Source organism: Bifidobacterium sp. LH_730, assembly GCF_056355835.1.
Window position 1 is genome coordinate 208,478 of record NZ_JBKETB010000001.1, and the last position, 25,619, is coordinate 234,096.

22 protein-coding genes are annotated in these 25,619 nt (G+C 60.5%); 9 read left to right on the plus strand and 13 right to left on the minus strand.

What is annotated here, in order from left to right; translation table 11 throughout:
- The 3 genes from AC1AUD_RS01105 to AC1AUD_RS01115 all read right to left on the minus strand — a co-directional run bounded on the left by AC1AUD_RS01105 (nucleotide 1) and on the right by AC1AUD_RS01115 (nucleotide 4,093).
- Nucleotides 1-2,109, minus strand: coding sequence for an AMP-dependent synthetase/ligase (locus AC1AUD_RS01105; protein ID WP_476571286.1), 2,109 nt, complete (start codon nucleotides 2,107-2,109; stop codon nucleotides 1-3).
- Nucleotides 2,110-2,173: 64 nt separating this feature from the next.
- Nucleotides 2,174-2,839 (minus strand): hypothetical protein, encoded by a 666-nt coding sequence (locus tag AC1AUD_RS01110; protein WP_476571288.1) that lies wholly within the window; start codon nucleotides 2,837-2,839, stop codon nucleotides 2,174-2,176.
- 135 nt (nucleotides 2,840-2,974) lie between these two features.
- Nucleotides 2,975-4,093 (minus strand): GuaB3 family IMP dehydrogenase-related protein, encoded by a 1,119-nt coding sequence (locus AC1AUD_RS01115; RefSeq protein WP_476571290.1) that lies wholly within the window; start codon nucleotides 4,091-4,093, stop codon nucleotides 2,975-2,977.
- A gap of 141 nt (nucleotides 4,094-4,234) precedes the next feature.
- On the opposite strand from AC1AUD_RS01115, the gene AC1AUD_RS01120 reads away from it, so the two are divergent.
- Nucleotides 4,235-5,455, plus strand: a complete 1,221-nt coding sequence (locus tag AC1AUD_RS01120) for an NADP-dependent isocitrate dehydrogenase (protein ID WP_476571292.1) — start codon at nucleotides 4,235-4,237, stop codon at nucleotides 5,453-5,455.
- 145 nt (nucleotides 5,456-5,600) lie between these two features.
- Nucleotides 5,601-7,256 (plus strand): substrate-binding domain-containing protein, encoded by a 1,656-nt coding sequence (locus AC1AUD_RS01125; RefSeq protein ID WP_476571294.1) that lies wholly within the window; start codon nucleotides 5,601-5,603, stop codon nucleotides 7,254-7,256.
- Between the two features lie 97 nt (nucleotides 7,257-7,353).
- Here the strand turns inward: AC1AUD_RS01125 and AC1AUD_RS01130 are convergent, their stop codons facing one another.
- Together AC1AUD_RS01130 and AC1AUD_RS01135 are read right to left on the minus strand one after the other, a co-directional pair.
- A complete protein-coding gene (locus AC1AUD_RS01130; protein WP_476571296.1) occupies nucleotides 7,354-9,165 on the minus strand; it encodes an AMP-dependent synthetase/ligase in 1,812 nt (603 codons plus the stop codon).
- A 62-nt stretch (nucleotides 9,166-9,227) separates the two neighbouring features.
- Entirely contained in the window at nucleotides 9,228-9,929 is a 702-nt protein-coding gene (locus tag AC1AUD_RS01135; RefSeq protein ID WP_476571298.1) for a M23 family metallopeptidase, read from the minus strand.
- A gap of 210 nt (nucleotides 9,930-10,139) precedes the next feature.
- Between AC1AUD_RS01135 and AC1AUD_RS01140 the strand changes: the two genes are divergently transcribed.
- The 4 genes from AC1AUD_RS01140 to AC1AUD_RS01155 all read left to right on the plus strand — a co-directional run bounded on the left by AC1AUD_RS01140 (nucleotide 10,140) and on the right by AC1AUD_RS01155 (nucleotide 12,269).
- Nucleotides 10,140-10,565 carry a hypothetical protein gene (locus AC1AUD_RS01140; protein WP_476571300.1) on the plus strand — a complete coding sequence of 142 codons (426 nt, stop codon included), beginning with the start codon at nucleotides 10,140-10,142 and terminating at the stop codon, nucleotides 10,563-10,565.
- On the plus strand, nucleotides 10,555-10,776 hold the full coding sequence (locus tag AC1AUD_RS01145; RefSeq protein ID WP_476571302.1) for a helix-turn-helix transcriptional regulator: 222 nt from the start codon (nucleotides 10,555-10,557) through the stop codon (nucleotides 10,774-10,776). Before AC1AUD_RS01140 ends, AC1AUD_RS01145 begins: the two co-directional genes overlap by 11 nt.
- Before the next feature lie 319 nt (nucleotides 10,777-11,095).
- Complete coding sequence (locus tag AC1AUD_RS01150; RefSeq protein WP_476571304.1) at nucleotides 11,096-11,629, plus strand: hypothetical protein; 534 nt, start codon at nucleotides 11,096-11,098, stop codon at nucleotides 11,627-11,629.
- Nucleotides 11,630-11,717: 88 nt separating this feature from the next.
- The gene (locus AC1AUD_RS01155; RefSeq protein WP_476571306.1) at nucleotides 11,718-12,269 is read left to right on the plus strand and encodes an arsenate reductase/protein-tyrosine-phosphatase family protein; all 552 of its coding nucleotides are present in this window, start codon (nucleotides 11,718-11,720) and stop codon (nucleotides 12,267-12,269) included.
- Between the two features lie 81 nt (nucleotides 12,270-12,350).
- Here the strand turns inward: AC1AUD_RS01155 and AC1AUD_RS01160 are convergent, their stop codons facing one another.
- Nucleotides 12,351-14,213 (minus strand): DUF4012 domain-containing protein, encoded by a 1,863-nt coding sequence (locus AC1AUD_RS01160; protein WP_476571308.1) that lies wholly within the window; start codon nucleotides 14,211-14,213, stop codon nucleotides 12,351-12,353.
- 121 nt (nucleotides 14,214-14,334) lie between these two features.
- On the opposite strand from AC1AUD_RS01160, the gene AC1AUD_RS01165 reads away from it, so the two are divergent.
- Entirely contained in the window at nucleotides 14,335-14,511 is a 177-nt protein-coding gene (locus AC1AUD_RS01165; protein ID WP_476571310.1) for a hypothetical protein, read from the plus strand.
- Between the two features lie 6 nt (nucleotides 14,512-14,517).
- On the opposite strand, the gene AC1AUD_RS01170 is transcribed toward AC1AUD_RS01165, so the two are convergent.
- The 3 genes from AC1AUD_RS01170 to AC1AUD_RS01180 form a co-directional block, all read right to left on the minus strand.
- On the minus strand, nucleotides 14,518-15,960 hold the full coding sequence (locus AC1AUD_RS01170; protein ID WP_476571755.1) for a tyrosine-protein kinase domain-containing protein: 1,443 nt from the start codon (nucleotides 15,958-15,960) through the stop codon (nucleotides 14,518-14,520).
- A gap of 386 nt (nucleotides 15,961-16,346) precedes the next feature.
- Nucleotides 16,347-17,348: an endonuclease/exonuclease/phosphatase family protein gene (locus AC1AUD_RS01175; RefSeq protein ID WP_476571312.1), complete on the minus strand. Its 1,002-nt coding sequence runs from the start codon at nucleotides 17,346-17,348 to the stop codon at nucleotides 16,347-16,349.
- Between the two features lie 701 nt (nucleotides 17,349-18,049).
- Entirely contained in the window at nucleotides 18,050-18,190 is a 141-nt protein-coding gene (locus AC1AUD_RS01180) for a hypothetical protein (RefSeq protein WP_476571314.1), read from the minus strand.
- Between the two features lie 589 nt (nucleotides 18,191-18,779).
- Here AC1AUD_RS01180 and AC1AUD_RS01185 point away from each other — a divergent pair.
- A complete protein-coding gene (locus AC1AUD_RS01185) occupies nucleotides 18,780-19,973 on the plus strand; it encodes an AAA family ATPase (protein WP_476571316.1) in 1,194 nt (397 codons plus the stop codon).
- On the plus strand, nucleotides 19,966-20,508 hold the full coding sequence (locus AC1AUD_RS01190; RefSeq protein ID WP_476571318.1) for a hypothetical protein: 543 nt from the start codon (nucleotides 19,966-19,968) through the stop codon (nucleotides 20,506-20,508). Before AC1AUD_RS01185 ends, AC1AUD_RS01190 begins: the two co-directional genes overlap by 8 nt.
- 166 nt (nucleotides 20,509-20,674) lie before the next feature.
- Here AC1AUD_RS01190 and AC1AUD_RS01195 read toward each other — a convergent pair whose 3' ends face one another.
- The 4 genes from AC1AUD_RS01195 to AC1AUD_RS01210 form a co-directional block, all read right to left on the minus strand.
- The gene (locus tag AC1AUD_RS01195; RefSeq protein WP_476571320.1) at nucleotides 20,675-22,003 is read right to left on the minus strand and encodes a hypothetical protein; all 1,329 of its coding nucleotides are present in this window, start codon (nucleotides 22,001-22,003) and stop codon (nucleotides 20,675-20,677) included.
- 346 nt (nucleotides 22,004-22,349) lie between these two features.
- The gene (locus AC1AUD_RS01200) at nucleotides 22,350-22,904 is read right to left on the minus strand and encodes a hypothetical protein (protein WP_476571322.1); all 555 of its coding nucleotides are present in this window, start codon (nucleotides 22,902-22,904) and stop codon (nucleotides 22,350-22,352) included.
- 129 nt (nucleotides 22,905-23,033) lie between these two features.
- Nucleotides 23,034-24,029, minus strand: coding sequence for a nitroreductase family protein (locus AC1AUD_RS01205; RefSeq protein WP_476571324.1), 996 nt, complete (start codon nucleotides 24,027-24,029; stop codon nucleotides 23,034-23,036).
- Between the two features lie 321 nt (nucleotides 24,030-24,350).
- Entirely contained in the window at nucleotides 24,351-25,616 is a 1,266-nt protein-coding gene (locus AC1AUD_RS01210) for an oligosaccharide flippase family protein (protein WP_476571326.1), read from the minus strand.
- Between the last annotated feature and the right edge of the window lie 3 nt (nucleotides 25,617-25,619).

Sequence of the window (25,619 nt, forward strand, 5' to 3'; positions counted from 1 at the left end):
CTATCGCTCCTCGCTTGTCTCGGTGGTCTCGTTCTCCTGGACGTCCGGGAAGGCCGCCGCGTCGTCCGGCGCGGCGTCCCCCTCGTTCTGCCGCTTGATTCTGCCGGACACGTTAGCAATCGAATCCGACACATTGGCCTTGGCCTGCTCATATGCCTGGCGCATCCTGGGACCGGCGTCGGCGCCCGCCTGGCGCATGTCCTCGCCGGCCTGACGCATCGATTCGGAGACCTGGCGCACCGTCTCGGTGGTCCGGTCGATGATCCGGGCCGTGGCCGGCATCGGGCGGCCGGAGGCCTTGGGGGCGTAGATGACGTCCTCGATCACCTCGGCGTAGCGCTCGAGCACCTTGGCCCGCACGACCTTCATGCTCGGCGTCAGAGTTCCGTCCTCCTGACGGAACTGACCGTCGAGGATCTCGAATTTGCGCACCGACTCGGCGCGCGACACATTCGCGTTCGCCTGGTCGATGAACTGCTGCACATAGGCGCGCACCGCGTCGTTGTCCGCGACCCGGGACATCGGCATATCCTCGTCAAGGCCCTGCGAGGCCAGCCACGAGCGCGTCATGTCGGGTTCGAGCTCGATGAGCGCCGCGATGAACGGGCGGCCGTCGCCGATGACGACGGCGTGGTCGACGATCGGGCAGGTGCCGATGATGTCCTCCATCGGCGCCGGGCTGACGTTCTTGCCTCCCGCGGTGATGATGATGTCCTTCTTGCGCCCGGTGATGCACACATAGCCGTTGTCGTCGATCTGGCCCAGGTCGCCGGACCTGATCCAGCCATCGGGGGTCATGGCCTCCTTCGTCATCTCGGGCTGCTTGTAATAGCCGAGGAAGACGTTGGGCCCCATGAGCTCCAACTCGCCTCCGTCATCCACGCGCACGCCCATGCCGGGACCGGGCTTGCCGACGGAGCCGACCTCGTTGTCCTCGGCCCAGCACACGAGCATCGGCGCCGCGGTCTCCGTCATGCCATAGCCCTGGATGAAGGTGATGCCGTCCATGCCGTTGAAGAAGTGGGCGAGGTCGGCGTTCAGCGGCGCGCCGCCGCAGGCGAGGTACTTGAGGTTGGGACCGAGCGCGGAACGCACCGACGAGCCGACCGTGCGCATGAAGAACGCATGCTCAAGGCGTGCGGCGAGCGAATGGCCGGATCCCGACTGCCCGTCCTTGCTCCACTGCACGAAGTGGCGGTATGCCTTGGCGAAGACGCGCCCCCTGAGCCCCATGCCGGCCTTCTGCGAGGCGGCGTTGTAGACCTTCTCGAAGACACGCGGCACGCCGAGCAGATAGGTGGGCTTGAAGGAGCGCAGGTCGGCGAGCAGATGCGACGCGCCCGGCAGATAGCCGACGACGCCGTGTCCGCCGATGGCGACGTATTGGATGTAGCGGGCGAAGCAGTGCGCCAGCGGCAGGAACAGCATGAGCCGGTTCGGCTGGTAGAGCATGTCGTCGAGGATGATGTAGCCGTTCTTGACGATATGCGTGAAGTTGCGGTGCGAGAGCATCGCACCCTTGGGCTTGCCGGTGGAGCCGGAGGTGTGCACGATCGTGGCCATGTCGTCGGCCTTGACGCGCGATATGGCGCGGTCGAGATCCTCGTCGGCCACGTTGGCGCCGAAGTCGGCCACGGCGTCAAGGCCATCGGCTTTGAAGTTGAACACGTATTCGAGCCCCGGCTGGCCGGCGCGCACTTGCTCGAGGGTCTGCGCGCGGGCGGTGTCGCCGGCGAATGCGATGGCCGGCGCGGTGTCCGCGATGATGGCGGCGGCCTGTCGGGCGGAGTCCGTCTCGTAGATCGGCACGCTCACGGCGCCGATGGCCGCGCAGGCGAAGTCTACGACGCCCCATTCATAGCTGGTGGCCGCGTAGATGGCCACCATCGAACCGGGCACGACGCCGAGTGCCATGAGGCCCTTGGCGATCTCGCGGACACGGGCAAGCATCTGCCCGGCGGTCACGTCATGCCATTGGCGCGTCTCGTCGTCCTGCCATTGCGCGATGAGGTCGTCCGGATCGTCGTGGGCCCGGTCTGCGAGCAGGGAGAAAATCGTGTCGTCCTCGGTGGTGACGTAACCGGGATCGGAAATATACTCACGCAGCATACTCCCCACTATAGGTGCCCCGGTCCACTCAACGCGCCGTCCGCGGCGACGCGCCGGATGCCGGTCATCCGATGTCGGCGACGGTGCACATCCAGCGGCATCCGATCAGACGCAGCTTGAGATTGACCCAATAGTGCTCGGGCCCGATGGTCATGTGGACGGTCACTTCGAAGGCGCTCGGGCTGATGAGCATGCCGTCTATCCAATGCGGTATCACCGGCAGCAGGCACAGCCTCGCCCTGAGCTCGGGGTGCGTGGCCATGTGGTTGTCGATCAGATAGGCCATGGTCTGCAGCCGTTTGAGACAGGCCGCGGCGAAGGCGCGCTGCAGCATGGAGCCGGGCAGCCGACCCCGCACGAAGTCGGCGGTCATGCAGGCCATGCGGCAGGTGGACAACGCCAGCGCCTGCCCCTGCGGAATCCGCTCGTCCCCGGCGCCCTTGGGAAAGCAACGCGCGATGTGATAAGGCACCGGTCTCTGCGCCATCTCGACGCTGATGAAGCCGTCGTCGGAAGGCAGCGGATCCCGCCGCCAGGGATGGAAGGGACCGACCGGAGCGTCGTATGACGGCTCCAGCGGGTCGGGGACCGTCGGATCCCTCGGCGGTTCCTCTTCCGCGCCCCATGCTCCGGCTCCGCGACCGTCATCGTCGGGACCGTCGCCCGGCGCCATGCCCCTTCCGTCACGCGCGTCGTCCATGGATCCGGTGGTCTCGTCCATCTTCGTCACTTCTTCCCTCGGGCCGGGCCCCATGTCCCTCATCGGGCCGCCCGATTCCACCGAAGCACCAGACGCACACGCATGTCAAGGGCCCCGATACCACATCCGTGTATCGGGGCCCTGTCGCGGATCGACCGGACGATGTCAGCGGCGCGGGCTGACGACGACGCCGCAGCGCTGGAAGTTCTTCACGTCCACGTAGCCGGTGGATGCCATCGCACGACGCAGCGCGCCGATGAAATTGGTGGTGCCGTCGGCCACATGGCTGGGTCCGAACAGCACCTCCTCGAGCGTGCCGACCGTGCCCACGTCGGTGCGGAAGCCACGCGGCAGGGTCTGATGACGGGCCTCGGCGCCCCAGTGCGTGCCTCTGCCGGGCGCTTCGCTGGCACGGGCCAGGGGCGCGCCGAGCATGACGGCGTCGGCGCCCAGCGCGAGCGCCTTGACGAAGCTGCCGGAGTCCCCCACGCCGCCGTCGGCGATGACCTGCACGTAGCGGCCGCCGGACTCGTCCATGTAGTCGCGGCGTGCCTCGGCGACGTCGGCGATGGCGGTGGCCATCGGCGCCTGCACCCCGATGGTCTGGCGGGTCGCGGAGGAGGCGCCGCCGCCGAATCCGACGAGCACGCCGGCGGCGCCGGTGCGCATCAGATGCAACGCGGCGGTGTAGTTGGCCGCGCCGCCGACGATGACCGGCACATCGAGGTCATAGATGAACTTCTTGAGGTTAAGCGGCTCATGGTCCTCGGAGACATGTTCGGCGGAGACGACGGTGCCGCGGATCACGAACAGGTCCACGCCGGCGTCGACGACGGTCGAATAGAACTGCTGCGTGCGCTGCGGGGAAAGCGAACCGGCCACGGTGACGCCGGCGTCGCGGATCTCGTGCAGACGGCGGGTGATGAGCTCCGGCTTGACCGGCTCGGCGTAGATCTCCTGGATGCGGGCGGTGGCCCGGTCAGCGGGCAGGCCTGCGATCTCGGCGAGCAGCGGCTCGGGATCCTCGTAGCGGGTCCACAGACCCTCGAGGTCCAGCACTCCGAGCGCGCCGAGGCGGCCCATGGCGATCGCCGTGGCGGGAGAGGTCACCGAGTCCATCGGCGCGCCGACCACCGGCACGTCGAACTCATAGGCGTCGACCTGCCAGGAGGTGTTCACGTCGTTGACATCGCGGGTCCTGCGGGAGGGGACGATGGCGACGTCGTCCAGCGCGTAGGCCATGCGGCCCTTCTTGCCCAATCCGATTTCGATTTCCTGAGACATGCCCCCTAGGCTAATACCGGCACAGGTCAAACGGACCCGCCGCGCGCGCAGAACGTCCACATAGCCGAACGCGCGCGGCATCCGTAACATGTCCGCGCTAATAATGGGCCAATCCATACGCACACGCAATAAGGAGCAAGCATGGCCAAGATCAAGGTCGAAGGCAAGGTCGTCGAACTCGACGGCGACGAGATGACCCGCGTCATCTGGAAGGACATCAAGAACCGTCTGATCCTTCCCTATCTCGACGTGGACCTCGACTACTACGACCTGGGGCTCGAGAACCGCGACGCCACCGACGACCAGGTGACCATCGACGCGGCCAATGCCATCAAACGCGAGCACGTTGGCGTCAAATGCGCCACGATCACGCCCGACGAGGCGCGCGTCGAGGAATTCGGCCTCAAGAAGATGTGGAAGTCCCCCAACGGCACGATCCGCAACATCCTCGGCGGCACGATCTTCCGCGAGCCGATCGTGATGAGCAACGTGCCGCGCCTCGTGCCAGGATGGACCAAGCCGATCGTCGTGGCCCGCCACGCCTTCGGCGACCAGTACAAGGCCACCGATTTCAAGGTGCCGGGCGCCGGACGCCTGACCGTCACCTTCACGCCGGAGGACGGCTCCGAGCCGATTGAGCACGTCGTCTACGACTACGGCGAGGACGGCGGCGTGGCGCAGGTGCAGTACAACGTCAACGACTCCATCAGGGGCTTCGCCCGCGCCTGCTTCAACTACGGCCTGATGCGCCACTATCCGGTCTACCTGTCGACGAAGAACACGATTCTCAAGGCCTACGACGGGCAGTTCAAGGACACCTTCGCCGAGGTCTTCGAAACCGAATACAAGGAGAGGTTCGAGGCGGCGGGCCTGACTTACGAGCACCGCCTCATCGACGACATGGTGGCCTCCTCCCTCAAGTGGCACGGCGGCTACATCTGGGCCTGCAAGAACTACGACGGCGACGTGCAGTCCGATTCCGTGGCGCAGGGCTTCGGATCGCTGGGACTCATGACCTCCGTGCTGATGACGCCGGACGGACAGACCGTCGAGGCGGAGGCCGCGCACGGCACCGTGACGCGTCATTACCGCCGTTGGCAGAAGGGCGAGAAGACCTCCACCAACCCGATCGCCTCGATCTTCGCGTGGACCGGCGGCCTCAAGCACCGCGCCGACCTCGATGCGACGCCCGAGGTGCGCCGTTTCGCCGAGACGCTCGAGCAGGTCATCGTCTCCACCGTCGAGGGAGGGAAGATGACCAAGGACCTCGCCATGCTCATCGGACCGGACCAGCCGTGGCTCGACACCGAGGGCTTCATGGACGCCCTCGACGAGAACCTGGCCAAGGCGTTGGCCGAGTAAAGCCACGCCAGGCGCCAGCGGCCTGAACTCCCCCGCAGCGGGGCGTTCAGGCCGCTTTCATGTCCGCCCTATTAGAATCGACGGGGTACGAACCCAGCATCGGCATCGCACGGTCCGGCGAACGGACCCGAGGAAGGAGACATCCATGGCCCGACGCGGCATCCCGACCATAGTCCGGCTCATTGCCTTGGCCACGGCGACCGGACTGACGCTGTCGCTATCCGCCTGCGCGGGACAGGACGACGCGGAGCGGGCATCCCCCACGCCGACCGCCGACGCCGGGACGGTCGCGCTGTTCGTTCCCTCGGACGGACTGACGCTCTCCCAGCACACGCCGCTGAACAAATGGGCCAAGCTGACGCCCGCCGTCACCGATGCCTTGAAACAGGCCGGCGTCGATGCGAAGAACATCGATGTGTCCACATCCGACGGCCTGGACGAACAAAGCCGCGACGTGCAGGACTATGTCGTCGAGCATGCCTCCGGGTCGGATGACGCACAGGGATCCGACGCCAAACGGGAAGCCGATGATGGAACGGCGTCCAAAGCCTCCGGAACGACGATTGTCATCGCGCCGGCGGCGCAGACCGACGCGGCGACAAGACAATACGGCGACTATGTCAGCCGTCATATCGGCGTCGACGACGCGCGCGATGCAGCGGAGGACGAGTCGGACGACGCTTCCGCGGATGGCGCCAAGACGAACGACGCGGACGGAACCGACGCCGACGCCGCGAGCGACGAGGCGGCCAAAGACTCAGCCGACGCCGCAACGGACACGGATGACGCCGAGCGACGCGAGGCAGTGGAACGCCTTTCCTCCGCGCTGACGCTCGCCAAGGAATCCGGCATGCATGTGGTGATGCTCGCCAACGACGTCGAGGGCGTCGTTCCCGACGTCTTCGTGCGCATGTCCACGGCCGAGACCATCGGAGCCACGCAGGCCATGAAGTTGGTCGGCAAACTGCAATTGGCGAAGGCCAGCAGGGACAATCCGAAGTCCATCGAGATCATGCTTCCCTATGACAGCGAGTCCGCGGACACCAGTTTCGCGCAGGAAGCGTTCGCCGGCGCCTGGTCGGTGCTCGAGCCCTATTTCAAGGATCATCGCGCCGTCAGCCCCTCCGGCGCTTTGAGCGCCGACACCACCGCCGGGGACTGGCGCTCGGTCGCCTTCGACGCGCGCAAGACGCAGCAGGTCCAGGCCGTGTTCGAATCCCGCCTCGGATACACCAAGGGCGTCAAATCCACGACCCGCATCGATGGCGTCATCGCGATGAACGACTTCGTCGCCTCCGGCGTCGCCAAGGCCTTGGCCGACATGGGATACACCGGATCCGCCGCCGACATCAATCCCTCGATCACCATCTCCGGCATCGTCAACAACATCACCGGCCGCAAGGACCTCAGACGCTCCGCGGTACCCGATCCAGCCAAGTCGCCGCAGACCGATGAAACCGAGGTCTCCGGTGGGAACGACGCGGACGACGACGCGACGCGCTGGCCCATCGTCACCGGCTACGGCGCCTATCTTGCCGACATCCCCTCGGTGGTCAACGGCAAACAGTGGATGACCGGCTTGGAGGACCGCGACGCGCTGGCCACCGACATCGCCCAGGTGAGCGTGCGCCTCAATCGTGGCCAGTCGCTCGACGAACTGTCCTATGTGGGCGCATCGACCGTTGCGGGCCGCAAGAACGTGCCCACGGTCACGCAGGACCTGCTGTCCGTCAGCGCCTCCAACCTCAAATCCGCGCTCATCGACCCCGGCTACATCACGCCGGCCGACGCGGGGCTGTGACCGACGGCTCCGCATCCGCCGCACATAGCAAACGGGCGTGGTCTCCTTGGCTTGGAGGCCACGCCCGTTCGTCGATGACGAATCCAGGATCCGAAGATCAGCGCTTGCCGGCGTAGATCACGCCGTCGATGAGATCGGCGTAATGCTCGGTGATGGCCTGACGCCGCGCCTTGAGGCTGGCGGTGACCATGCCGTTGGCCTCGGTGAAGTCGTCGGACACGATCTCGAACTTACGGATGGACTCGGCGCGCGACACCAGCTCGTTGGCCTGGTTGACCGCGCGCTCCACTTCGGCGCGCACGATCGGGTTGTTCGCGGCGGCGGTCAGGTCGGACACGGGCGACGCTCCCTGCGCCTTGAGCCAGGTGTTCGTCTCGGCCAGGTCGAGGGCCACGATGGCGGCGACGAAGGGCCTGCGATCGCCCACGAGCACGCACTGGTTGACGACCGGCGAGGTCATCACCGAGGCCTCGAGCTCCGACGGGCTCACGTTCTTGCCTCCGGCGGTGATGATGAGGTCCTTTTTGCGCCCCGTGATCGACACGAAGCCGTCGTCGTCGATCGACCCCAGGTCGCCGGTGTGCAGCCATCCGTCGACGATCTGCTGCGTATCAATCTCAGGATGGTTGTGGTAGCCGACGCAGACGGCGGGGCTTTTGACGCACAGTTCGCCGTCCTCGTCGATGCCCATCGACACGCCCTGCATCGGCAGTCCAATCGTGCCGATGCGATATCCGCTGGTCGGATTGACGCAGGACGGCGCGCAGGTCTCGGTCATGCCGTATCCCTCGAGCAGCGGCAGGCCGACGCCGTTGAAGAAATGCGCGATGGACGCGTCGAGCGGGGCGCCGCCGGAGACCGCGTATTCGACATGCCCGCCGAAGACCTGCATGATCGACGAATAGACGAGCTTGCCATAGAGCCGGTGCTTGAGACCGAGTCCGAACGGCATCTTGTCGCCGGCCTGCTGAACGCGGGACCACTCGCGCGCCACGGTGGTCGCGTCGGCGAAGATGCGACCCTTGAGCCCCGACCCAGCCTTCTGGGAGGCTGCGTTGTAGATCTTCTCGAAGATACGCGGCACCGCGAGGATGAAGGTCGGCTTGAACGCGCCGAAGTCGGCGAGGATCGTCTTCAGATTGCTCGACAGACCGAGCGTGACATTGCCCGCGAAGCAGAAGAACTGCATGTAGCGCGCGAAGACATGCGCCAGCGGCAGGAACAGCAGCAACCTGGCGTTCGGCCTCATCGCGATGTCCGGCATCGACCTGACGCCCGAATAGGTGATAAACACGAAGTTGGCATGGCTCAGCTCGATGCCCTTCGGCGTGCCGGTGGAGCCCGAGGTGTAGACGATCGTCGCCAGATCCGACCCGCGCACGGCGCACTCGCGGCCGCGGAACTCCTCGTCGCTCACGGAGCGGCCGTATTCCTCGATCGTGTCGATGGCACCGAGGTCGATGACCAGGACGTCGCCCAACGTCGGGCACTGGTCGCGCACCGACTCGACCTTGTCGCGCTGCGCGTCGTTCTCGGCGAAGACCATCCTCACGCGGCTGTCGTTGAAGATCATCTTGATCTGCGCCGCGGAATTCGTCTCGTAGACCGGCACGGTGAGCGCGCCGATGGACATGATGGCCATGTCGAGCGCCGTCCACTCCCAGCGTGTCCGGGAGATCACCGACACAGCGTCGCCCGGCCGGATGCCGCGGGCGATCAGCCCCTTGGCCAGTGCGATGACCTTGTCACGGAACTCGACGGCGCTGAACGAGGTCCATTCCCCGTTCGGGGCCTTGTATTCCACCAGCGAGTCATTGGGCGTGCGCTCGGCCCTCTGATCGAGGATCGAGAACAGGTTCCTATCGTCATCGATCGGTTCCTTCAACTCGCGCGTGTATTCCTTCTGCATGACGTTCCTCCGACGAGACTGCGAAAGCTGCCAACTTCGGATTGTACATGTCCGGGCCACCATCACAGGGGTTTGAGGACTATCCTGCGCCGTTGGACTTGCAAGGCGGGATCGAGGTAATCGTTGTGCGCCCGCCGGACGCCCCAATGTACACAGCCGTCGTCGCAATGGTCGGATCCCCTCGACACCGTGGCGAACGGCTCTCCCCTGCGCACCGGTGCGCCACGAACCAAGGTGGTCGCCGCTGGCTCCAGAGTGAGGATGAAATCGCCGTGCCTGATGCTGACGACTCGTTTGCCGGCCACCCTGCCCGCGAAGGAGATCACACCGTCGGCGGGAGCGGTGAGCACGTCGCCCACGCTTGCTTCCAAATCGATGCCGCGATGCCCCGGACCGTAGTCATGCGCGGGCGCGGTGAAGGCGCTGAGTATCTCCGGCTTGGCAACAGGCCATGCCATCGACGCCTCGCATCCTGATTGTGTCGCTGTTTCATCGTCACGTTCGTCATCACTGTCCGCAACGGGAAACGACGCCGCAACGGCCAAGGGCCTGCCGGGGACGGCTTCCATGCAGGAGGCGTCCGTCGCGGCCTCGGCTTGGCTTTCCTCTGTGCTCCCGAGAAAACCTCCCACCGCAACCGCCACGGTCATGGCGAGCATCGTGCATGCGCCGAGCAGACTTGCCATCGTCTGACCTTGCTTGTCCTTGTGTTTCTGCTCCTGCTCACGTATCGCCTGCATGCGTCGTCTGCGGTCGCTGTCCATTATCTTGGCTCCTTTGTCCCGTGCTTGGTCCGCCCCTTGCGGACACGTTTGGAATCCACCTTGAGCGGGCGCAGGGGTCGTTGTCCAGTCCAAACGACCATTGTGGTCGGAGGCTGAGTTATCCACACCCCCATACCCCCGTTAACGGGGCCACCCGTGCTATATTGTCTTATCGGCCAAGAACGCCACGCGGGGAAGGCGGAATCAGGAATGTCACTCAACCGCTACATCGCCTTTCGCATGATTGTGGAGATCGTCGGCACGCTGTCGTGCGCACTGACACTGGTGCTACGCAACGACTTGGCCGGCACGCTGGTCACCATGGCGGTGGCCTTGGTCTGGGTCGCCGGCGAAGTGTGGATGCTGATTGTGCTGGACCGCAGCAACCCGCGCCACGACGAGCTTTCCGACAAGCATCAGGGAGAGGCGATGACCTTCGCCTTGATGACGCTTATTGCCGCGATGATCCTCATCGGATCCGCCCTGACGTTGATGCCGCTGTTCACTCATGTGCGTCACGGGGTCTCCCCTATGCTGCTGCCCACGCTGGCCATAGGCACGCTGGCTGTTTCGGATGCCCGCTATATGTTCCTCGAGCGCAGGGGGAGCATCGAGGTGGACGTCGATGAAGACTAGTCTGAGGATCCGTCGCCTTGAGCAGGGGCTCAAGCAATCCGATCTCGCCGACATGGTGAACGTCCGCCGCGAAACCATCGGCCGACTCGAACAAGGCCTGTATTGCCCATCGCTGCGTCTTGCCATGGACCTCGCACACGCCCTCCACGCCACGGTGGAGGAGCTGTTCAGCTTCGATGACGAATACGGCGAGCAACGAGAACGGCAATAGCAGGCAAACGGCATCGTCACGTTTGGTCCTATCCGCCGGCACCCGCCGTCGTCTCACATTGTGAGACCAAGTGTCCAGAACGACGCCACGCGCAGCTCCGGCAAACGCAATTCCTTGCGACATAAGGGTTTAGCCCCCACCTGAAGGGGGACGGCTCAATCTTTCGCACGAGACACCCCCGTCACATCATGCGACATCATTGTCACGTCGCGGCAATCACAAGAATCCCGCTCCCCCGATTCGCCGCAAAAACAGGCCTGACGTTGGTATAGTTATGGACCGACGGGGGTACGACAACATCACCCCCATACAGAAGGATATGAATCATATGAAGAAGAAGATCATCGCCATCCTGGCCGCCATCGCCGCCTTGTTCGGCATGGGCTTTGCCACCAACACCGCCTTGGCGGACGATTACCCGCCCACCGTCACCGTCTCCGGCACGACCGCCACCGTGTCGTGGCCCGCGGGCACCTTCGAGCCGAACGAAGCCGTCACCGTGACCTATGACGACGACATCGTGGCGGACGTCGTGGCCATCGCACAGAAGACGAAGACCGTCAACGCCAAGGCCGACGGCTCCCTGACCCTGCGCTACATCTTCAAGGAGGGTCAGGCCGGCAAGACGGTAACCGCCATTGTGACGCGCGCCAACGGCGAGCAGCTCACGGCTGACATCACCGTGCCGAGCGCCGGCACCTCCGCCGGCAACGACGGCACGATTACCAATGGCACCGCAGGCACCACCGCGGACACCGGCATGGCAGTGGCCCCCTACGGCGTGGCTGTCGTGCTGCTGGTCGCCGCAGGCCTGGCCCTGTTCGCCGTGCGCAAGTCGGCCGCCCGCCGCTGAGACGACGGGCGTTTAGCCGCACACAACATCCATATGGGAGACGGAACCCGTCGGTTCTGTCTCCCATTCGTCATATGAAGGGGAAATCATGCATATTCTGTTTGTCTGCACCGGCAACCAGTGCCGCTCCGTCATGGGGGAATATCTCATGCGCGCTACGTTGGCCGGATTGGGGGTCAGCGGCATCACCGTGTCGAGCGCCGGCACACTACGATATCCGTCTCACCCCGCCGACCCGATGGCGGTTCGGCTTCTGCAGGACAACGGCATCGATGTCTCCGCGCACCGTTCCACCGTGATGGATGCCGCGCTCAGCAGGAGAGCCGATCTCATCCTGTGCTTTGAACGGGCGCATATCGACGCGATACTCGGACAGAATCCGCTGGCCAATCGCAGGACCTTCCTGTTCGACGATTTCGTCAATATCTGCGCGACGTTGCCGACCTCGCAAGGCATCGCGGGGAACGACCCACAGGAACGACTGGACAGCATCCTCGACAACGCTTCCTTGGTCCGTCCTTTCCTGCCCAAGGCGAAGGAGACGACGGATCCACATCGTCAGAGCGAACAGGTCTTCCGCGACGTGTATGGGGAAATCGATCGCGGCACCGGCATCATCGCCTCCGCGATCATCCATTGACGCCAGCCGGTCCGTCAAGACCGGCTACATCCGGGAATCGCCCGACAACCTTTCGTAAAGCGTCGGACGATTCGCGAACAATCACTGCACGGCAGGGGGCGTCTGACGCAGTTGCATCGGCACATCGGCAGCCTTGGGCGAGCTCTGGAACCGCACCGTGAACCGAATGCTCTCCCCCGGCTTGAGCTTGATTTGCTTGATTCCCAAAGTCAGCCCATCATGGCTCGCCGTCATGTCGAATCCCGAGCCGTCGGGGAACTGCCAGTCAAGGATGCTGCCGCCTGCCGGCGCATAGACATACATGATCTCGCCGATGTCACCGGACGCGGTGCCGTCGCTATTCATGCCCAGCACATACTCCGGCGTCGAGGCGACGCTGTCGGCGGACAGCGTGTTGGTAAGCGTCACATCCATCACATATTGGCGGCTGCCGTTGGCAAGTCGTTTCTCGAAGCTCAGTAACACGTCGCGCTTGAGGTAGGTCCCCATCTTCGAGCCGGACGAATCATTGAAGAACAACCCTGCCACGGGATCGGTCTCGCTGCGAGGCAACGCGCCACCGACCTGAGAGGCGCCAAGCACCTTCTGCTCATCCTCATGGTCGCTCCATATATGGAAATGGCCGCCCTGGGCCGATTCCACGAAGGCGCGCACCAGCGCCATGGGATCATTCCGGCTGGAATCCAACATGTGTTGGAAGGCGGTTTTCGCCGCCAATGCGAAGAACGGATCCTGCCTCTCCACCGGCAGGTCACGATAGACCTGGTTCATGAGCTTGGTGGCGGCGTTCGAGCCGTCGAGCGTCATCGTATAGCTGCCGTCGGTGACGGTGACCGCGCCGGTAACGGAAAGCATGTGTTGCAGCAGCACCGGGTCGATGGACAACACGCCATCGACGTGCCCTCCGAACTGCCGTTCCCACATGGTCTTGACGATCTGACCGGTCCGGGAGAAATCGGGGGTGAGCGTGGTGTTCTGGATCCAACGGCCGATTTTGTCGCCATAGAGATTCCGCTCATCGCCAGTCAGGGCGATGGCCCCATCGGACAGCACGTCAAAGTCGGCGTCCGAAACGAACGGGTCCAGGCTCAACGCGCCGTTGCTGACGTGCAGCAGCCCCAGCGACCCCGGGATGCCGCCTGTGGCGCGTAATTCGGCATTGTTCTGTGCCATGACCACATAGGTGCGTTCTCCTCCGCCGGCGCCATCAAGGTCAAGCATCGCGGGCAGCACACGTGACACCTTCGCCACGGAATCGAGCGCAGAGGCCAAGGAATCGAAGCTTTTCTTGCCTTGGTCCAGCATGTCATTGAGCCGTTGGAAACGCATGCCTGGCACTCGCTGCATATCGGCATCAGCACGGGTGACGACGGCGGACGCGGCCTCGAGATCGTCCGCGGCGTCGGCGAGGCCCGGAATGCGCACCGTGCCGCCTTGGACCGATATCGCCTTGAGATCAACGGTTCGCAGCACCCGGATCAGCTGTGGAAGCGCGCCTTCGGCGACGTCATGCATCACCGAAACCGTCTGACGGACCGTCGTCACATCCTGGCCGACATAGGGCAGTTGGGCGGCCATCCACCAGACCGGCTGCTTCGTCTGCCCATAGGCGTCCTCGATATGGCCGGCCAGTTCATCGACCGAAGAGGCCGCGGCCTTGGTGTCGCCATCCTTCAGCGTCGTCTGGAGCGAAGACGCCGTATGGACGGCCTGTTCGACGCTGTTCTTGGCAACTACCGAGGAGACGCACATCCACATCACGATGATCGGAACCGCCACGATCACGGCCCAGCCGAGCACCTGAAGGCACAACGACGCTCCACGCGCCACTGGCGAAGACATCCATGCCGAATGGTGGCGGTGATGATGACGGCGGCGACGTTGCGGGCTCCGCGGGGAATCGTCCTGTATGTGCGGGGTCTGCGTCTGTGGAATCTCAGACATACCAATCTCCTTCATCCGCGCGTCTCGCTCGTGCGTTTTCAGGTCTTGGCCACACGGCCCGGTGTATACTCGGCTTCACATTCCCGAAAAACCTTGGGAAAGGACTCGCACGATGCCAAGCATGGAAGAAGATTTCCATACGCTTCACCGCCGTCATATGACCCCTCAGGAGGTCAGGCAGTTCAAACGTCAACGCTTGCACCAGCGGCTTGTACGCCGCAGCGGATACATCGCCGTGGCGCTGCTGTATGCCGCCATGGCCGCGACCTGCGTGTGGTGGGTGTTCGCCATCCGCTGAGAAGCGCTATCTCGCTTTCCTGTTCTTCTGCCCGCGCTGTGTATCGGAATGGCGCGGGTTGGAAGCATCGTCCTCGGCATAGTAATAGTAGTAATAATCGCCGCCACGACGCTTGCGCACATCGGCACGGTTGAACACGAAGCCCAGCACCGGCACGTTCAGTGTGGCGAACTGACGCAGAATCTCGCTCAGGGAACGCTTGAAAGCGATGTCCTTGCTCACCACCATCATCACGCCGCCGGAGATCTTGCCGAACACGGCGGCGTCGTTGGCGATGCTCATCGGCGACGTGTCGATAATCACATAGTCGTATTGCCGCAACGCTTGGTTGATGAGCGCCTTCATGATGTCGGAGTTGAGCAGCACCGACGCGTTCTGCAAACGAGGGCCGGCAGGCAGCACATGGAAATTGGGCTTCCAATACCGCTGCACGGCGTCCTTCACGCTCGCCTGGCGGGAAAGCACGTGCGCCAAGCCGACGCTGCCCTGCACGCCCATGCGATCGGCCACGGAGGGATGGCGCAGGTCGGCGTCGATGAGCAGCACGCGCGCGTCGTTCTCGGCGAGGGCGGCCGCGATGTTCACAGCCAGCGTCGTCTTGCCTTCGGACGGCCCGGCGGAGGTGATCACGAACAGTCGGCTATTGCCTTCCGTCGTGGAGGTGGTAAACGAGAGGTTCGTGCGAATGCGACGGAATTCCTCGGCAATGGTGCTGTCGGGCGAAGTGATGACGATGGGCTTCGTCTCGGAGAGCTTGTCATCCTGCGGGATCAGCCCCATCACGTTGGCGTCGCCGGCAACGGACTGCAGGTCATCGGTGTCGCGGATACGACGCGACAGGATGTCGCGGAGCAGCGCAGCGACGACGCCGAGCACGAGGCCCGCCACGATGCCGACGGCGAGGTTCAGCTTCACCTTGGGCGAACTGGCGCCGGCGGGAACATCCGCTTTCTGAATCACAGAGAGGCGGACCGGCGACTGGTGGGTGCCATAGAGGGAACCGGACACGACCTTGGACAGCGAATCGGCCACAGCATTGGCCGTGTCAGCCGCCTGCTGCGGGTCACGGCTCACCGCGGACAGCTCGATCACATATGTGTCATCCGGATTGGTGATGGTGATCATGCCCGCCAACTGGTCCATGGTCAGGTCGTCGTTTCCTAGAGCTTTGAGCGCAGGGCTCAGCACGGTCTCCGTCTTCGCCAACGTGGGATAGCTCTTGATCTGCGAAGCGATATAGGTGCCACCGGTCTGCATCTGGCTGATTTCGCTGCTGGTCCCGGAGGGGTCGGCCGAGGTGGCATAGGCCGCGAAGAGCTGCGCCTCGGCGGTGTATTGCTTGGGCGTCATGAACGTGTAGGCAACGACGCCCGCGACAACCACCAAGAAGGTCACGACTGCGGCGACGATATGCTTGCCCACGATGCGCAGCAGGTCGGCGATGGTCATGCCCTCGTCCATGACGGCGGCTTCGGTCTGGCCATTGGCACCGCCCGCGTTGCCGGTGCCCGGGGCAGACGCGACGCTTGTCACGCCTTCGCCCGGTGCCCCCGCCGTTGTGTTCTCGTTCGGATCCGTCTGATCGGCGTTCATGACCTGCGATGCCAAGATCTCTCCGTTCTCGAATGACTTGTGCGACATGCACACCCACCCCTCGAAAGGGCCCCCCGTTATGCTACACAAGGGGGATGATTTTCAGCCGCAATAGCACTCATATTGACGCCATTCGGGGGCATAGACAAACATTGCCCCGTAGAACTCCACCAAACGCACTTGTGGGGGTCTGCTCAGCTGCCGCGTTCTCTCCCGTCGTCTCCCCTGTCAACGCGTCGTTGCTAACGCACGGCAACAGTGGCAAGAAGCGCCATATGATCAGAACCCAGGACACGTCGCGTCTCCAGATCACCGACGATGACGTCACGGTCGTGCACGATGTGGTCGATCTCCACCAACGGAGGCAATGACAGTCCAAGGAAAGTACGATCGGCCGGATATGTCATATGGAAGCCTTCTCCCGCGCGCTGTCCGGCGTCGACGAAGCGGTCGCCGAGCAGAGCGCGGAAACTCGGATGATCCCACGAGGAGTTGAAGTCGCCCATGAGCACGTAGGTGCGACCATCATGACCGAGCCGCGATATCTCGTCAAGGCCACGACCCCATAGTTCCCGATTCGATGGACGCGGCGAATACGGGTGGACGGCGCCGAACCACACGTCGCGTCCGCCAAGATCGATGGAACCGGCGGGGACGGACGACGCCTCAATCGAGATAAGACCCGTCGTTTTCTCCGACATAGGCGCGCGGCTCCACAGACCATTGACGCCGCCATTGTCATCCCCGGAGACATGCCCCACGACACTGTGCGGCAGGACCTTGCCCAAACCCGCGTCGTCAAGCTCCCGGACGATGCCGCCCTTAAGTTCCTGGAGTGCAAGCACTTCGACATGTTCCTCACGCACCAAGGCAACGATGGCCTCCGGATCGGCGAGCCCATTGTGCGTGTTAAGCGTCATGATCCGCGCGATGCCGTCGTCGATGCGTCCGGCCGCACTGCTCACCATTGCGGGGCTTGCCGTCGCAGGCAGACGGTCGGTGGGCACGAGGAAGCCCCAATGCCAGAACAATTGCACCAGCAGGCACAGGGCACTGATGGCCGCGAGCGCGCGACGACGCATGACCAGTGCCGTCAGCCCCACCACCAGTGATACGACGGCGAGCCATGGCATCGCGGCCACCACGATCGGCACATAGGGGATTCCATCGAAACCATCGGACACCATGCGCATGGACATCGCGACCAGGACCACCAAGGTCAGCGGCCCAAGTGCGCGGGACACGAGACGCCGGAAACGGGGATAACGACGCGACTCACATGCCACGGCCCCTCACTCCCCTTCCGGATAATCCGCAAACCCAACATCCAGCAACCTACCGCAACCGCCCGTCAGCCGAAGTTTATCGACGAATACGACGGCGCCCATCATGGACCCATTCCGCGCCGAACGGCGGATATATAAGGAAAATCTACGCAGCGCGCGAGGATACTGCGTGATTCGGTGTCGGCCTTCGACATGGTTTCGGAGAATTCCCTGCACATGCTCCTCACTGGCTTGTGCTTCGACGTGCCCGGATACGACGTTCCGCGCTCGAACCGGGAGGCAGGCTACGGACGATACGATCTTCGGCTGGAGCCCGGTGCCCCTAATACCACCGGATTTTCATTTATCGCGCCCAAAAAACCTACCGCTAATCACGTTGGAATTCAAATTCTTAGCCAAAGACGAATGCCCGGATGACGACGCGGCGTTGCAGACTGCCCTAGAGCGCAAAGCGCAGGAAGCTCTGGACCAGATCGAGGCAAAGGGCTACGACGCCCCCTGTCGGAGTATGCGCAGGGACGGTTGCGCTGGGGCATCGCCATCGGACGCCGGCACTGCGTCACCTTGGCGCAACACTTGGATTGACCGATTGATCAGAGCCCTACCGGCTTATCCAATTCGCCGCACATACCGGTATCGATACAGCCTTGTAAGCGATTTCAACCACACGGTCCGCAGCGACTGACCTCCCAGTCGAGCATGTTGACGAGCCATTCGGGCAGTTGCATGCTCTCGGCCTTCAGTTTCTCGCGGTTCGAACGGTGGACGGTGCTCATATCGAGCGTCCTCCTCGCTGTCATCGACAGATTCTGCCGAATTCCTCAGCGGTCGTGGCTTTCATAGAGGGCCACCTCCTGGTCTCGTGATCGCCTGACGGATATGATTCTCGTATTCCCGTTGCTCCACACCAGCAAGATTGACTTCTGACTCCTTCATGCTTATAGTGCAACTGCATTCAGGGCCATCCTCCGCGAGAGGATGGCCATTTTCATCTTGCACAAGCCAAGAACCGGATTAAGGCCTATAGGAACTAAACGTGGTGTTTTAGATTCCATTGCCCAGGTTAGCGAACATGCCCTTTGCGGATGTAGAAGCCGAGGCCGCTGGCCGGGTCGTCTGGTTGTTCTTCTGGATGCCGGTGCTGTAGCCGTTGTCGTGTCCGCCGCCTCTCCCGTTGCGCTGCCGCCCTCTGCGGTCAGCGCGGGCTCGGTCTCGCGTCATAATCAAACAGCAGGAACAAAGAAGTCCAACAAAACGGCACCACCCCAAGACATAGGGACATCCCACCACTACGCTTTTCACGTTCAAAATGTGAGACACGTCGCCAGTATGCTCCCGAGAGGACTGTGATAGTATGTTTACACGAAAAAAATGTGAAGAGGAGCCGACATGAGAGTATTGCGTTTTAGGATTGATGGCTTGCCGTTGTTTGAGGGCGGACGTCTATCGATGGATCTATATGCCACGGACAACGTGCGCAACACTGTGTTCACCAGTAGGGTTCTAGGGGAAAGCTCCCCCATCCGCATCCTCAACGCCGTGGGAGTTGCTGGCCTGAATGCTTCGGGCAAAACAACCATACTGAGGGCCGTTTATACAATTCTTATGATGCTGCAAGGGGCGGCGATGAGCCAGATTTCAGACGATTTGGCTCCCCTAGTTGGCATGATGGGCGAGCCTGTACGTACAGACGTTATCTTCGCGCATAAAGCCAAGGTATACCGTCTGGAGTCCACGTTGTCCCACGGTTCGGAAGGACATCGTCATCCATTGTCGTTCCAGCGAGAGCGGTTGCGCGTGTTTTCCGGCAAAATGAGCAAGGCCATGCTCGCCAAAGCTTTCGACTTCTCCCTGGAGGAACATTGGAAGGTAGTGACGACTCGAGGCTTTGGTGAGCCTGGCGTCGCAGGTGAGTTATCTAAAGAGACGATGGATTATCTGCCTCAGGATCGTTCCATCGCGGCGGCGTTGCTTAAGAACGTGAAGATGACGACTGCCGCTGAGCTCACTCCGTTGATGCAGCGACGTGTTGCCGCCAACCCTGCCCATGAAGTGCTTCAACTGTTCGACCCATCGATTGAAGAAATGCGGTTGGATGACGATAAGGCAACACTAAAGTTCCGCGAGAGGGAAGAGCAATATGTTCTCAATCCCATGACGCTGCTGGATATGGTCTCTGCGGGAACCATCCGCGGCGGTTACCTGCTGACTCGTGCGCTCGATGTGCTGCGCGAAGGCGGATATATGCTGGTTGACGAGATTGAGAATAGCATCAACAAGCAGCTGGTGTTCACCCTCATGGATCTATTTGCTTCCCCGTCCACCAATCCGAAGGGTTCCGTTTTGGTCTTCACAACGCATTATCCCGAGCTATTGGATCATTTCAGCAGGAAGGACAATATTTGGTTCGCTGTCCGACCAGATGGGCAAAGCTTCAGACTCGCCCATCTAGCGGATGCGCTGAACCGAAGCGACGTGAGGAAAAGCGTCGCCTTTTTCGCGGACTTGGTGACAGGCACGGCACCGTCGAGCGATGCAGTGAGGGAGTGCCGGGATTATGTGCGGAGCGTGGTTCATGCGTGATGACGGACGACATGTGCTGTTCGTGTGCGAGGGCAGCGCCGAGGCAGCGATTCTGGAAACGCTGATTGAATCTGGCGATGTTGCGATTCCCGCGAGCCGTATTGTGGAGAACCCGGAGACGGGCAAACCCTACACCACGAGCAGGAGTGGATCCGCGATTTCGGAACGTTTTCTGAACTTCAACTACGGTGGCAGGCCATTACGCATCGTTAGGCTTCTGGATTCGCGCAACGAGAAGTTCATCCTGAAACGAGGCTATGAAGGTAAGGCCACCGTGGAGACATTGCTCACGCGGCCGGAGATAGAAATCCTCGTGATCCATCATCTGGATGCCTACGATCAGTGGAGCCGTTCAGGCAAGAAACCGAGCGTATTCTGCAAGGAGGATCTTCACTTGTCCAGAATCAAGCGATACGAGGACGCTCGAGCGTTCTGGGCTGACCCTGAAGACCTTCGTCATGCAATCCTGACATATGCTCGCACTCACCGATATGACTCCGGCGAACAAGGTCTTGAGCAGCTGCTCGCAAAGTAAGACAGCAGAAACCTCAGAAAACTGATGTCTTCGGACTTTTTCTCGGTCGCCAGCGGTGGCGAAGAATCCAGCGTATTGTTCAATAAGGGATTGAGGGGGTTGAGCCGCGGTTTCTCGGCATGCTGGAGGCACAGACATCGTCTTTGTTCATGACGCCCCCTCCTTGCTAACTCGTCTTGTAACGTGGCCCTGCCAGCCAATCGCCCAATACCGCAGCCAACATCATCGAAGCGGCGAATGGCATGAACACGCTGTAGTACTCACTTACAACGCCATAGAAGAACAGGGAGACGCACGCCAGCAGAAATGGCCCTTGCCCCAGCGTCTTCTTGTGGTTCTTTCTATGCATGCACCACATGACAGCGATCAGCATCGGCACAATGAGAACCAACCGCGGCCATTCAATTCCAAGCCATGCCCAGAATCCGCAGACCCTAGTAAGGGTAAGACATGGAGGGACCAGCATCACCACTAAGAGGACGAACAACAAACAGCCCCTATCCCACCGTTTGAACACGAGCCGCTGCCACCGCTTGAGTTCTTTCCTCGCGTCAGATGGCAAATCTTGAAGCATGTCCCTGCCTGCAGAGCGCGTCCACACATATGTCAGCATCACCATGATGAGCAGACAGCCGAAACACAGGGAACCAAAAGCCAGAAGATTCGTATCGCCGTTCAGTAGGTCCAGCTTCACAGCAAGGTCGTCGATCCACTGCTCCGGGATGAGTCCCCATGATTTCAGGCCAGCCAATTGTCCCGGCCCGATCACGACGTTATACAACATCCACAGATTCAGCGGCATCATCGCGATCGCGCAGAACCGAGGTATTCGCATCACGCGGGTAAGCAGGCCACTCTCGTTCGGCACCGCTATAAAAACCGAGATAGCGATTTGCACAACAAGGATAGCGATGAGAGCATCGACGGTTTTGTCAGCCCACTTACTTTCACAGAGTACCGAGCGTGACGAATCATCCCATTGGAACCCACCGGTAAGCATGCCGTACATGAACCACAACAAAATCTGCACGGGCACCATGGCCAACACCGGAACGACACAGCGAAAGCGGGGTATGAGCCAACACGTGGTGGTCGGAGACGTCTTTAACTTTGCGTCATTGTAATTTTGACGCCGCACATGAAGCGATGAATAGATTCCATCTCCACTAATGACAGAGCTGTCGTAGCAACCCCTATCAGACAACTGGGTTGCCCTCATGTCCTTCGGGAATTTGGCTATCAAAAATGCCGACGAGCGCAGGCACGCGTGTTTGTGCGCGAACTGCTTGAAACGAAGCGCTGTGCATAGCCAGTTCAGTCTCACATGACTCTTCACAAGTTCCTTATCATCGCTGCGCTCATCGTTCCAAGCATCGTCTTGCTCCGAGGCCTGGAAGATCTCGGTAAGCTCCCGCCTGTCCATCTCCTCATAAAGATGAAAATCACTTTCTCCATGCCGATAGACTTTTACGGTATACGTGCCGGATAACGCCATATGAAAAGGAGTAAATCCACCGGAACAGCGGCACCTAGGTGCACGTATACCCCATCACCACAAAGAGAATGCCGATTCCCTTCACGGAATCCAGCCAAGGATACCAATGTCGAACGGTCGGTTTAGAAGCATCGTTCACCATTGTGGACGTTCATCTTTCACTGTCTTTCGATGCCACTTGAACTCCCCTCTTTGTCTCATGCAACTAAGCGAAGACACCCCATCCCGCTCTACCATTAGGGGTGAGCGACATCTGGCTTCCTGTCAGCATGCGCAACCAATATGTCAATTCAAGAATGAAAAAGAACTACATACCCTCTAAAACATATTTTCGGGGGTATATAGTTCAAGATGTGGACTTGTGATGTCTTGGGGCATGGTTGACGCATCTCCTGGGGCATGCTTTACATCGTCGTGGGGCATCATTGACACTGTCCGTTAGTACGCAGTATTGATATTCGCAAGTGGTGCCGAGTGTCTGGTCAGTAAGGATCTCGCCGGTCTCGAGGTCGGTGACGATGGCTTGCCCGTGGTCGATGAGCAGTTCGGCTATGCGCCCGGCGACGCATCTGCCGAGGTTGAGGATCCGCCGCATGCCGGCAATGCCGTTCTGCGCAATGCAGCCGTGCCTGTCGATCTTGTGCGTCTTAGGGCCAACGGTAACGTCCGCACATGTCAGCTCGGTCCTCGCGTCCTTGAGGACAGGTTTCCTGCGCGACGTCTTGGATAGCGAGGGCTGTGGTTTGGCCGCCTGTTCCTCGTCAAGCTTGGCTTGTGTTCTGGCGGCGAGCTCGGAATCTGGCAGAGCCTTGCCTTTGGCCCTGTATGCCTCGCCCGGGGTCCGCCGACCGAGCGCGCGCCCACCACCAGGCGCACGCCCTTTGATGCCCCGTTCGATCATGTTCTGGAAGAACGACTCCCAACTGGTCGTGTCCTCCCACGTGCCTTCCGAGACGGCGATGACCTGCTTGGCACAACGCGCAGCAAGCAGGCCATTACTTAGAAAAGTCGGATGGCCTGAACCAGGCGCCTACTGCAACAGCACATGTTCCAATGGCAAACGGCGCGAGAGACAAATTCGACTGGTCTCACGGAAATGACCGATAGCGATGAACATGACGAAAACCTCGTTATCGGGAATATGCAGCAACTTGCGCATGGCCACATCCGCCTTTGCACCAAACATAGCATTGAGCGGGCAGGCGGCCAAACGTTCAGCCTCCAACGCATAGAGCAACGACATCGAGAACAAACCGCCATCTACAAAAGGTTCATTGTGTTCTTGCGGCCCCATGAACGCGCGAAGGTCGGAAGTGATCAGCATCAGCGCCGGTGGCATCGCGTATCCGCCAAAGCCTCCCTGAATCTTCAGGGCAGCACCGATAGTCTGCGCATCATCGATGATGCGGACGCGCACAGATTGACGATTGCATACCGAGGGCGTGCGCAACGAAATCTCGACGACCTTCTCCAGATCCGCTCGGACCACCGGCTTATCCGCGTAGGTGCGAACCGCATGACGACGTTCCACCAGTTCGACGAAGCCCACTCTGGCATTGTCTTCCTTCCCGGCCAGCAGCAGCTCGGTACTTGGATAATCATGCTGGGAAGAGGCTTCGATCTCCTTATTCAACTCCGCAGAAAACATCTGAGACATAAAAGAGATGTCCTTATTGGCGGCAAGATGCCGTCGCCGATACTCTCCCAATGCCGCCACAGCCTCGCGATAAGTCACATTTGTCTGGTAATGCGGATCGACGCGACGGATACGGGCCATCAAATCGCTCATTGATTTGAGGACCCCACGACTCCGCCCATATTGATAGGTGTCGTAAGTGAATCCCTTCTCAAGCTGATGGGTAAAGAACGTCAATAGCGGTTCCATCCGAGGCACATCCCCGCGATCGGCATATGCAGACCACTTCTGGAATCGCTTTGCACCCGCTAACGCAAGGTACCTGGAATCGACCGCCCTCTTTCCTTTCTTCAGCACCTCGATAACGGGAGCAGGCAAAATCTTCTTCATCAACGCTTTTACGCCCATAATAGCCCCGATCATTACATCCACAACAAAATCGAAAAAAATATACCCCCCTACCAAGACAATAGGGGGGGGGCATATGCTGATGAGAATCCAGGCGATTACTCCACGCATGGTCCCGTAAAGGGACGCGGCGAAGGCCGTTGAACGCGTAAACAGAAAAGATGATCGCAGGCTAAGATCGGTGACACAGATCAATCAGACAGATATGTTGCACCTTTAGGGTCTACGCCACTTCTTGGATAAGAGAATGCGGCGTAGACCAATCCGAGATCTCTCCTATAGCCAAAATCCCAAATCAGCCGCTCACCCGGCATCTTTGGCAAGGTACCGGAAATGCAGGAACGCGCTAAGCCGAACCGCAAGAACGGTTACATTCGTGCTGGCAAACACAATGCAGACCGACAGCGGAGTGATGTTATTGGTGAGCCAGAGGACTGCACATGCAGTGAAATTGACGACAGCACTGACCATAATCGCCACATTCGCCCATGTCGCTTTCCCAATTGGAGAAAGCGCCGGATAGCCGAACATGAAGCTATAGAAACCCAGAAACACCCCAACCATCAGTATGCGTAGATATATTCCGGCATCCGAATATTGAGGACCGAGGACAAACGCACACAATGGAGCTGCTAAAAACGCCACAAGCGCGCAAGCGATAAACCAGACGAAACCGCCGACTATCACAATACGATAGAACAACTTATAGTTTTTCCGCTTCATCATATTGGGATACAACGCATCGCCAACCGGAGGAATAAGCTGTTCGCCAGCCGTGGAAAGTCTCGTAGCGCCAGAGTAAAGGCCCATTTCAATCGACTCCGGAGTAAACCGCTGTCCAAGGAAAATGGATCCAAGAGACCCATTAAGGCTTACAGATATTCTGGAGACAAAGAACCAGAAGCTCTCGCTGATAGCAGTCCAGATTTCGCGGAATGTGCTGGCAGTCGCTGTTATACCGTCGCGTTGCAATAATTGGAACGACCACATCAAAGCCACGAAATCGCACACAATCATCGATATCGGATAAATGATGAGACTATCATCGCCTCTCACCAAAAGCAAGGTTATAATCAGAATACCGGACTTAGCAAAAACGGCACGAATAGTAATATCCTTCATACGTTCAATGCCACGGAAATATGCATCTGGCAATAGCGCTTTGACAAGCGAATCAACAAAAAACATAGAAACAATTGTCCAATGGTCACGAACTGATCCCATAGTAAGAGCGCATATCACGAAGGCCGCCATCACCACCACGGAGAGTAACAACTTGGCGTAGGTCATCGTGGAGATAATCCTCGAGACTTTGGCTTTATCCTCACGATACAGGGAAACAGTGGCCGTCGTGGAAATCTGGAATCCATATTCCACAATCATCTGAAAGACCAAACAAAATGATGTTGAAAAACCTATCACGCCAAATCGTTCGACACTCAGTACACGTGAAAGATACGGGAAAAGAAGCAGTCCAATAAAATAATTCGAGAAAGTTAATCCATACAGGAAGAACGCATTCTTGAATATTCTAGAACCGTTATGTTTATTCTGCTTTATTGAGCTCACTCA

Excerpts from the sequence above, each read along its gene's own strand:
- AC1AUD_RS01105 (WP_476571286.1), bottom strand. The coding sequence starts at position 2,109 with ATGCTGCGTGAGTATATTTCCGATCCCGGTTACGTCACCACCGAGGAC.
- AC1AUD_RS01115 (WP_476571290.1), bottom strand. The coding sequence starts at position 4,093 with ATGTCTCAGGAAATCGAAATCGGATTGGGCAAGAAGGGCCGCATGGCC.
- AC1AUD_RS01120 (WP_476571292.1), top strand. The coding sequence starts at position 4,235 with ATGGCCAAGATCAAGGTCGAAGGCAAGGTCGTCGAACTCGACGGCGAC.
- AC1AUD_RS01125 (WP_476571294.1), top strand. The coding sequence starts at position 5,601 with ATGGCCCGACGCGGCATCCCGACCATAGTCCGGCTCATTGCCTTGGCC.
- AC1AUD_RS01130 (WP_476571296.1), bottom strand. The coding sequence starts at position 9,165 with ATGCAGAAGGAATACACGCGCGAGTTGAAGGAACCGATCGATGACGAT.
- AC1AUD_RS01135 (WP_476571298.1), bottom strand. The coding sequence starts at position 9,929 with ATGGACAGCGACCGCAGACGACGCATGCAGGCGATACGTGAGCAGGAG.
- AC1AUD_RS01140 (WP_476571300.1), top strand. The coding sequence starts at position 10,140 with ATGTCACTCAACCGCTACATCGCCTTTCGCATGATTGTGGAGATCGTC.
- AC1AUD_RS01145 (WP_476571302.1), top strand. The coding sequence starts at position 10,555 with ATGAAGACTAGTCTGAGGATCCGTCGCCTTGAGCAGGGGCTCAAGCAA.
- AC1AUD_RS01150 (WP_476571304.1), top strand. The coding sequence starts at position 11,096 with ATGAATCATATGAAGAAGAAGATCATCGCCATCCTGGCCGCCATCGCC.
- AC1AUD_RS01155 (WP_476571306.1), top strand. The coding sequence starts at position 11,718 with ATGCATATTCTGTTTGTCTGCACCGGCAACCAGTGCCGCTCCGTCATG.
- AC1AUD_RS01160 (WP_476571308.1), bottom strand. The coding sequence starts at position 14,213 with ATGTCTGAGATTCCACAGACGCAGACCCCGCACATACAGGACGATTCC.
- AC1AUD_RS01165 (WP_476571310.1), top strand. The coding sequence starts at position 14,335 with ATGGAAGAAGATTTCCATACGCTTCACCGCCGTCATATGACCCCTCAG.
- AC1AUD_RS01170 (WP_476571755.1), bottom strand. The coding sequence starts at position 15,960 with ATGACCATCGCCGACCTGCTGCGCATCGTGGGCAAGCATATCGTCGCC.
- AC1AUD_RS01180 (WP_476571314.1), bottom strand. The coding sequence starts at position 18,190 with ATGACAGCGAGGAGGACGCTCGATATGAGCACCGTCCACCGTTCGAAC.
- AC1AUD_RS01185 (WP_476571316.1), top strand. The coding sequence starts at position 18,780 with ATGAGAGTATTGCGTTTTAGGATTGATGGCTTGCCGTTGTTTGAGGGC.
- AC1AUD_RS01190 (WP_476571318.1), top strand. The coding sequence starts at position 19,966 with ATGCGTGATGACGGACGACATGTGCTGTTCGTGTGCGAGGGCAGCGCC.
- AC1AUD_RS01195 (WP_476571320.1), bottom strand. The coding sequence starts at position 22,003 with ATGGCGTTATCCGGCACGTATACCGTAAAAGTCTATCGGCATGGAGAA.
- AC1AUD_RS01200 (WP_476571322.1), bottom strand. The coding sequence starts at position 22,904 with ATGATCGAACGGGGCATCAAAGGGCGTGCGCCTGGTGGTGGGCGCGCG.
- AC1AUD_RS01205 (WP_476571324.1), bottom strand. The coding sequence starts at position 24,029 with ATGAAGAAGATTTTGCCTGCTCCCGTTATCGAGGTGCTGAAGAAAGGA.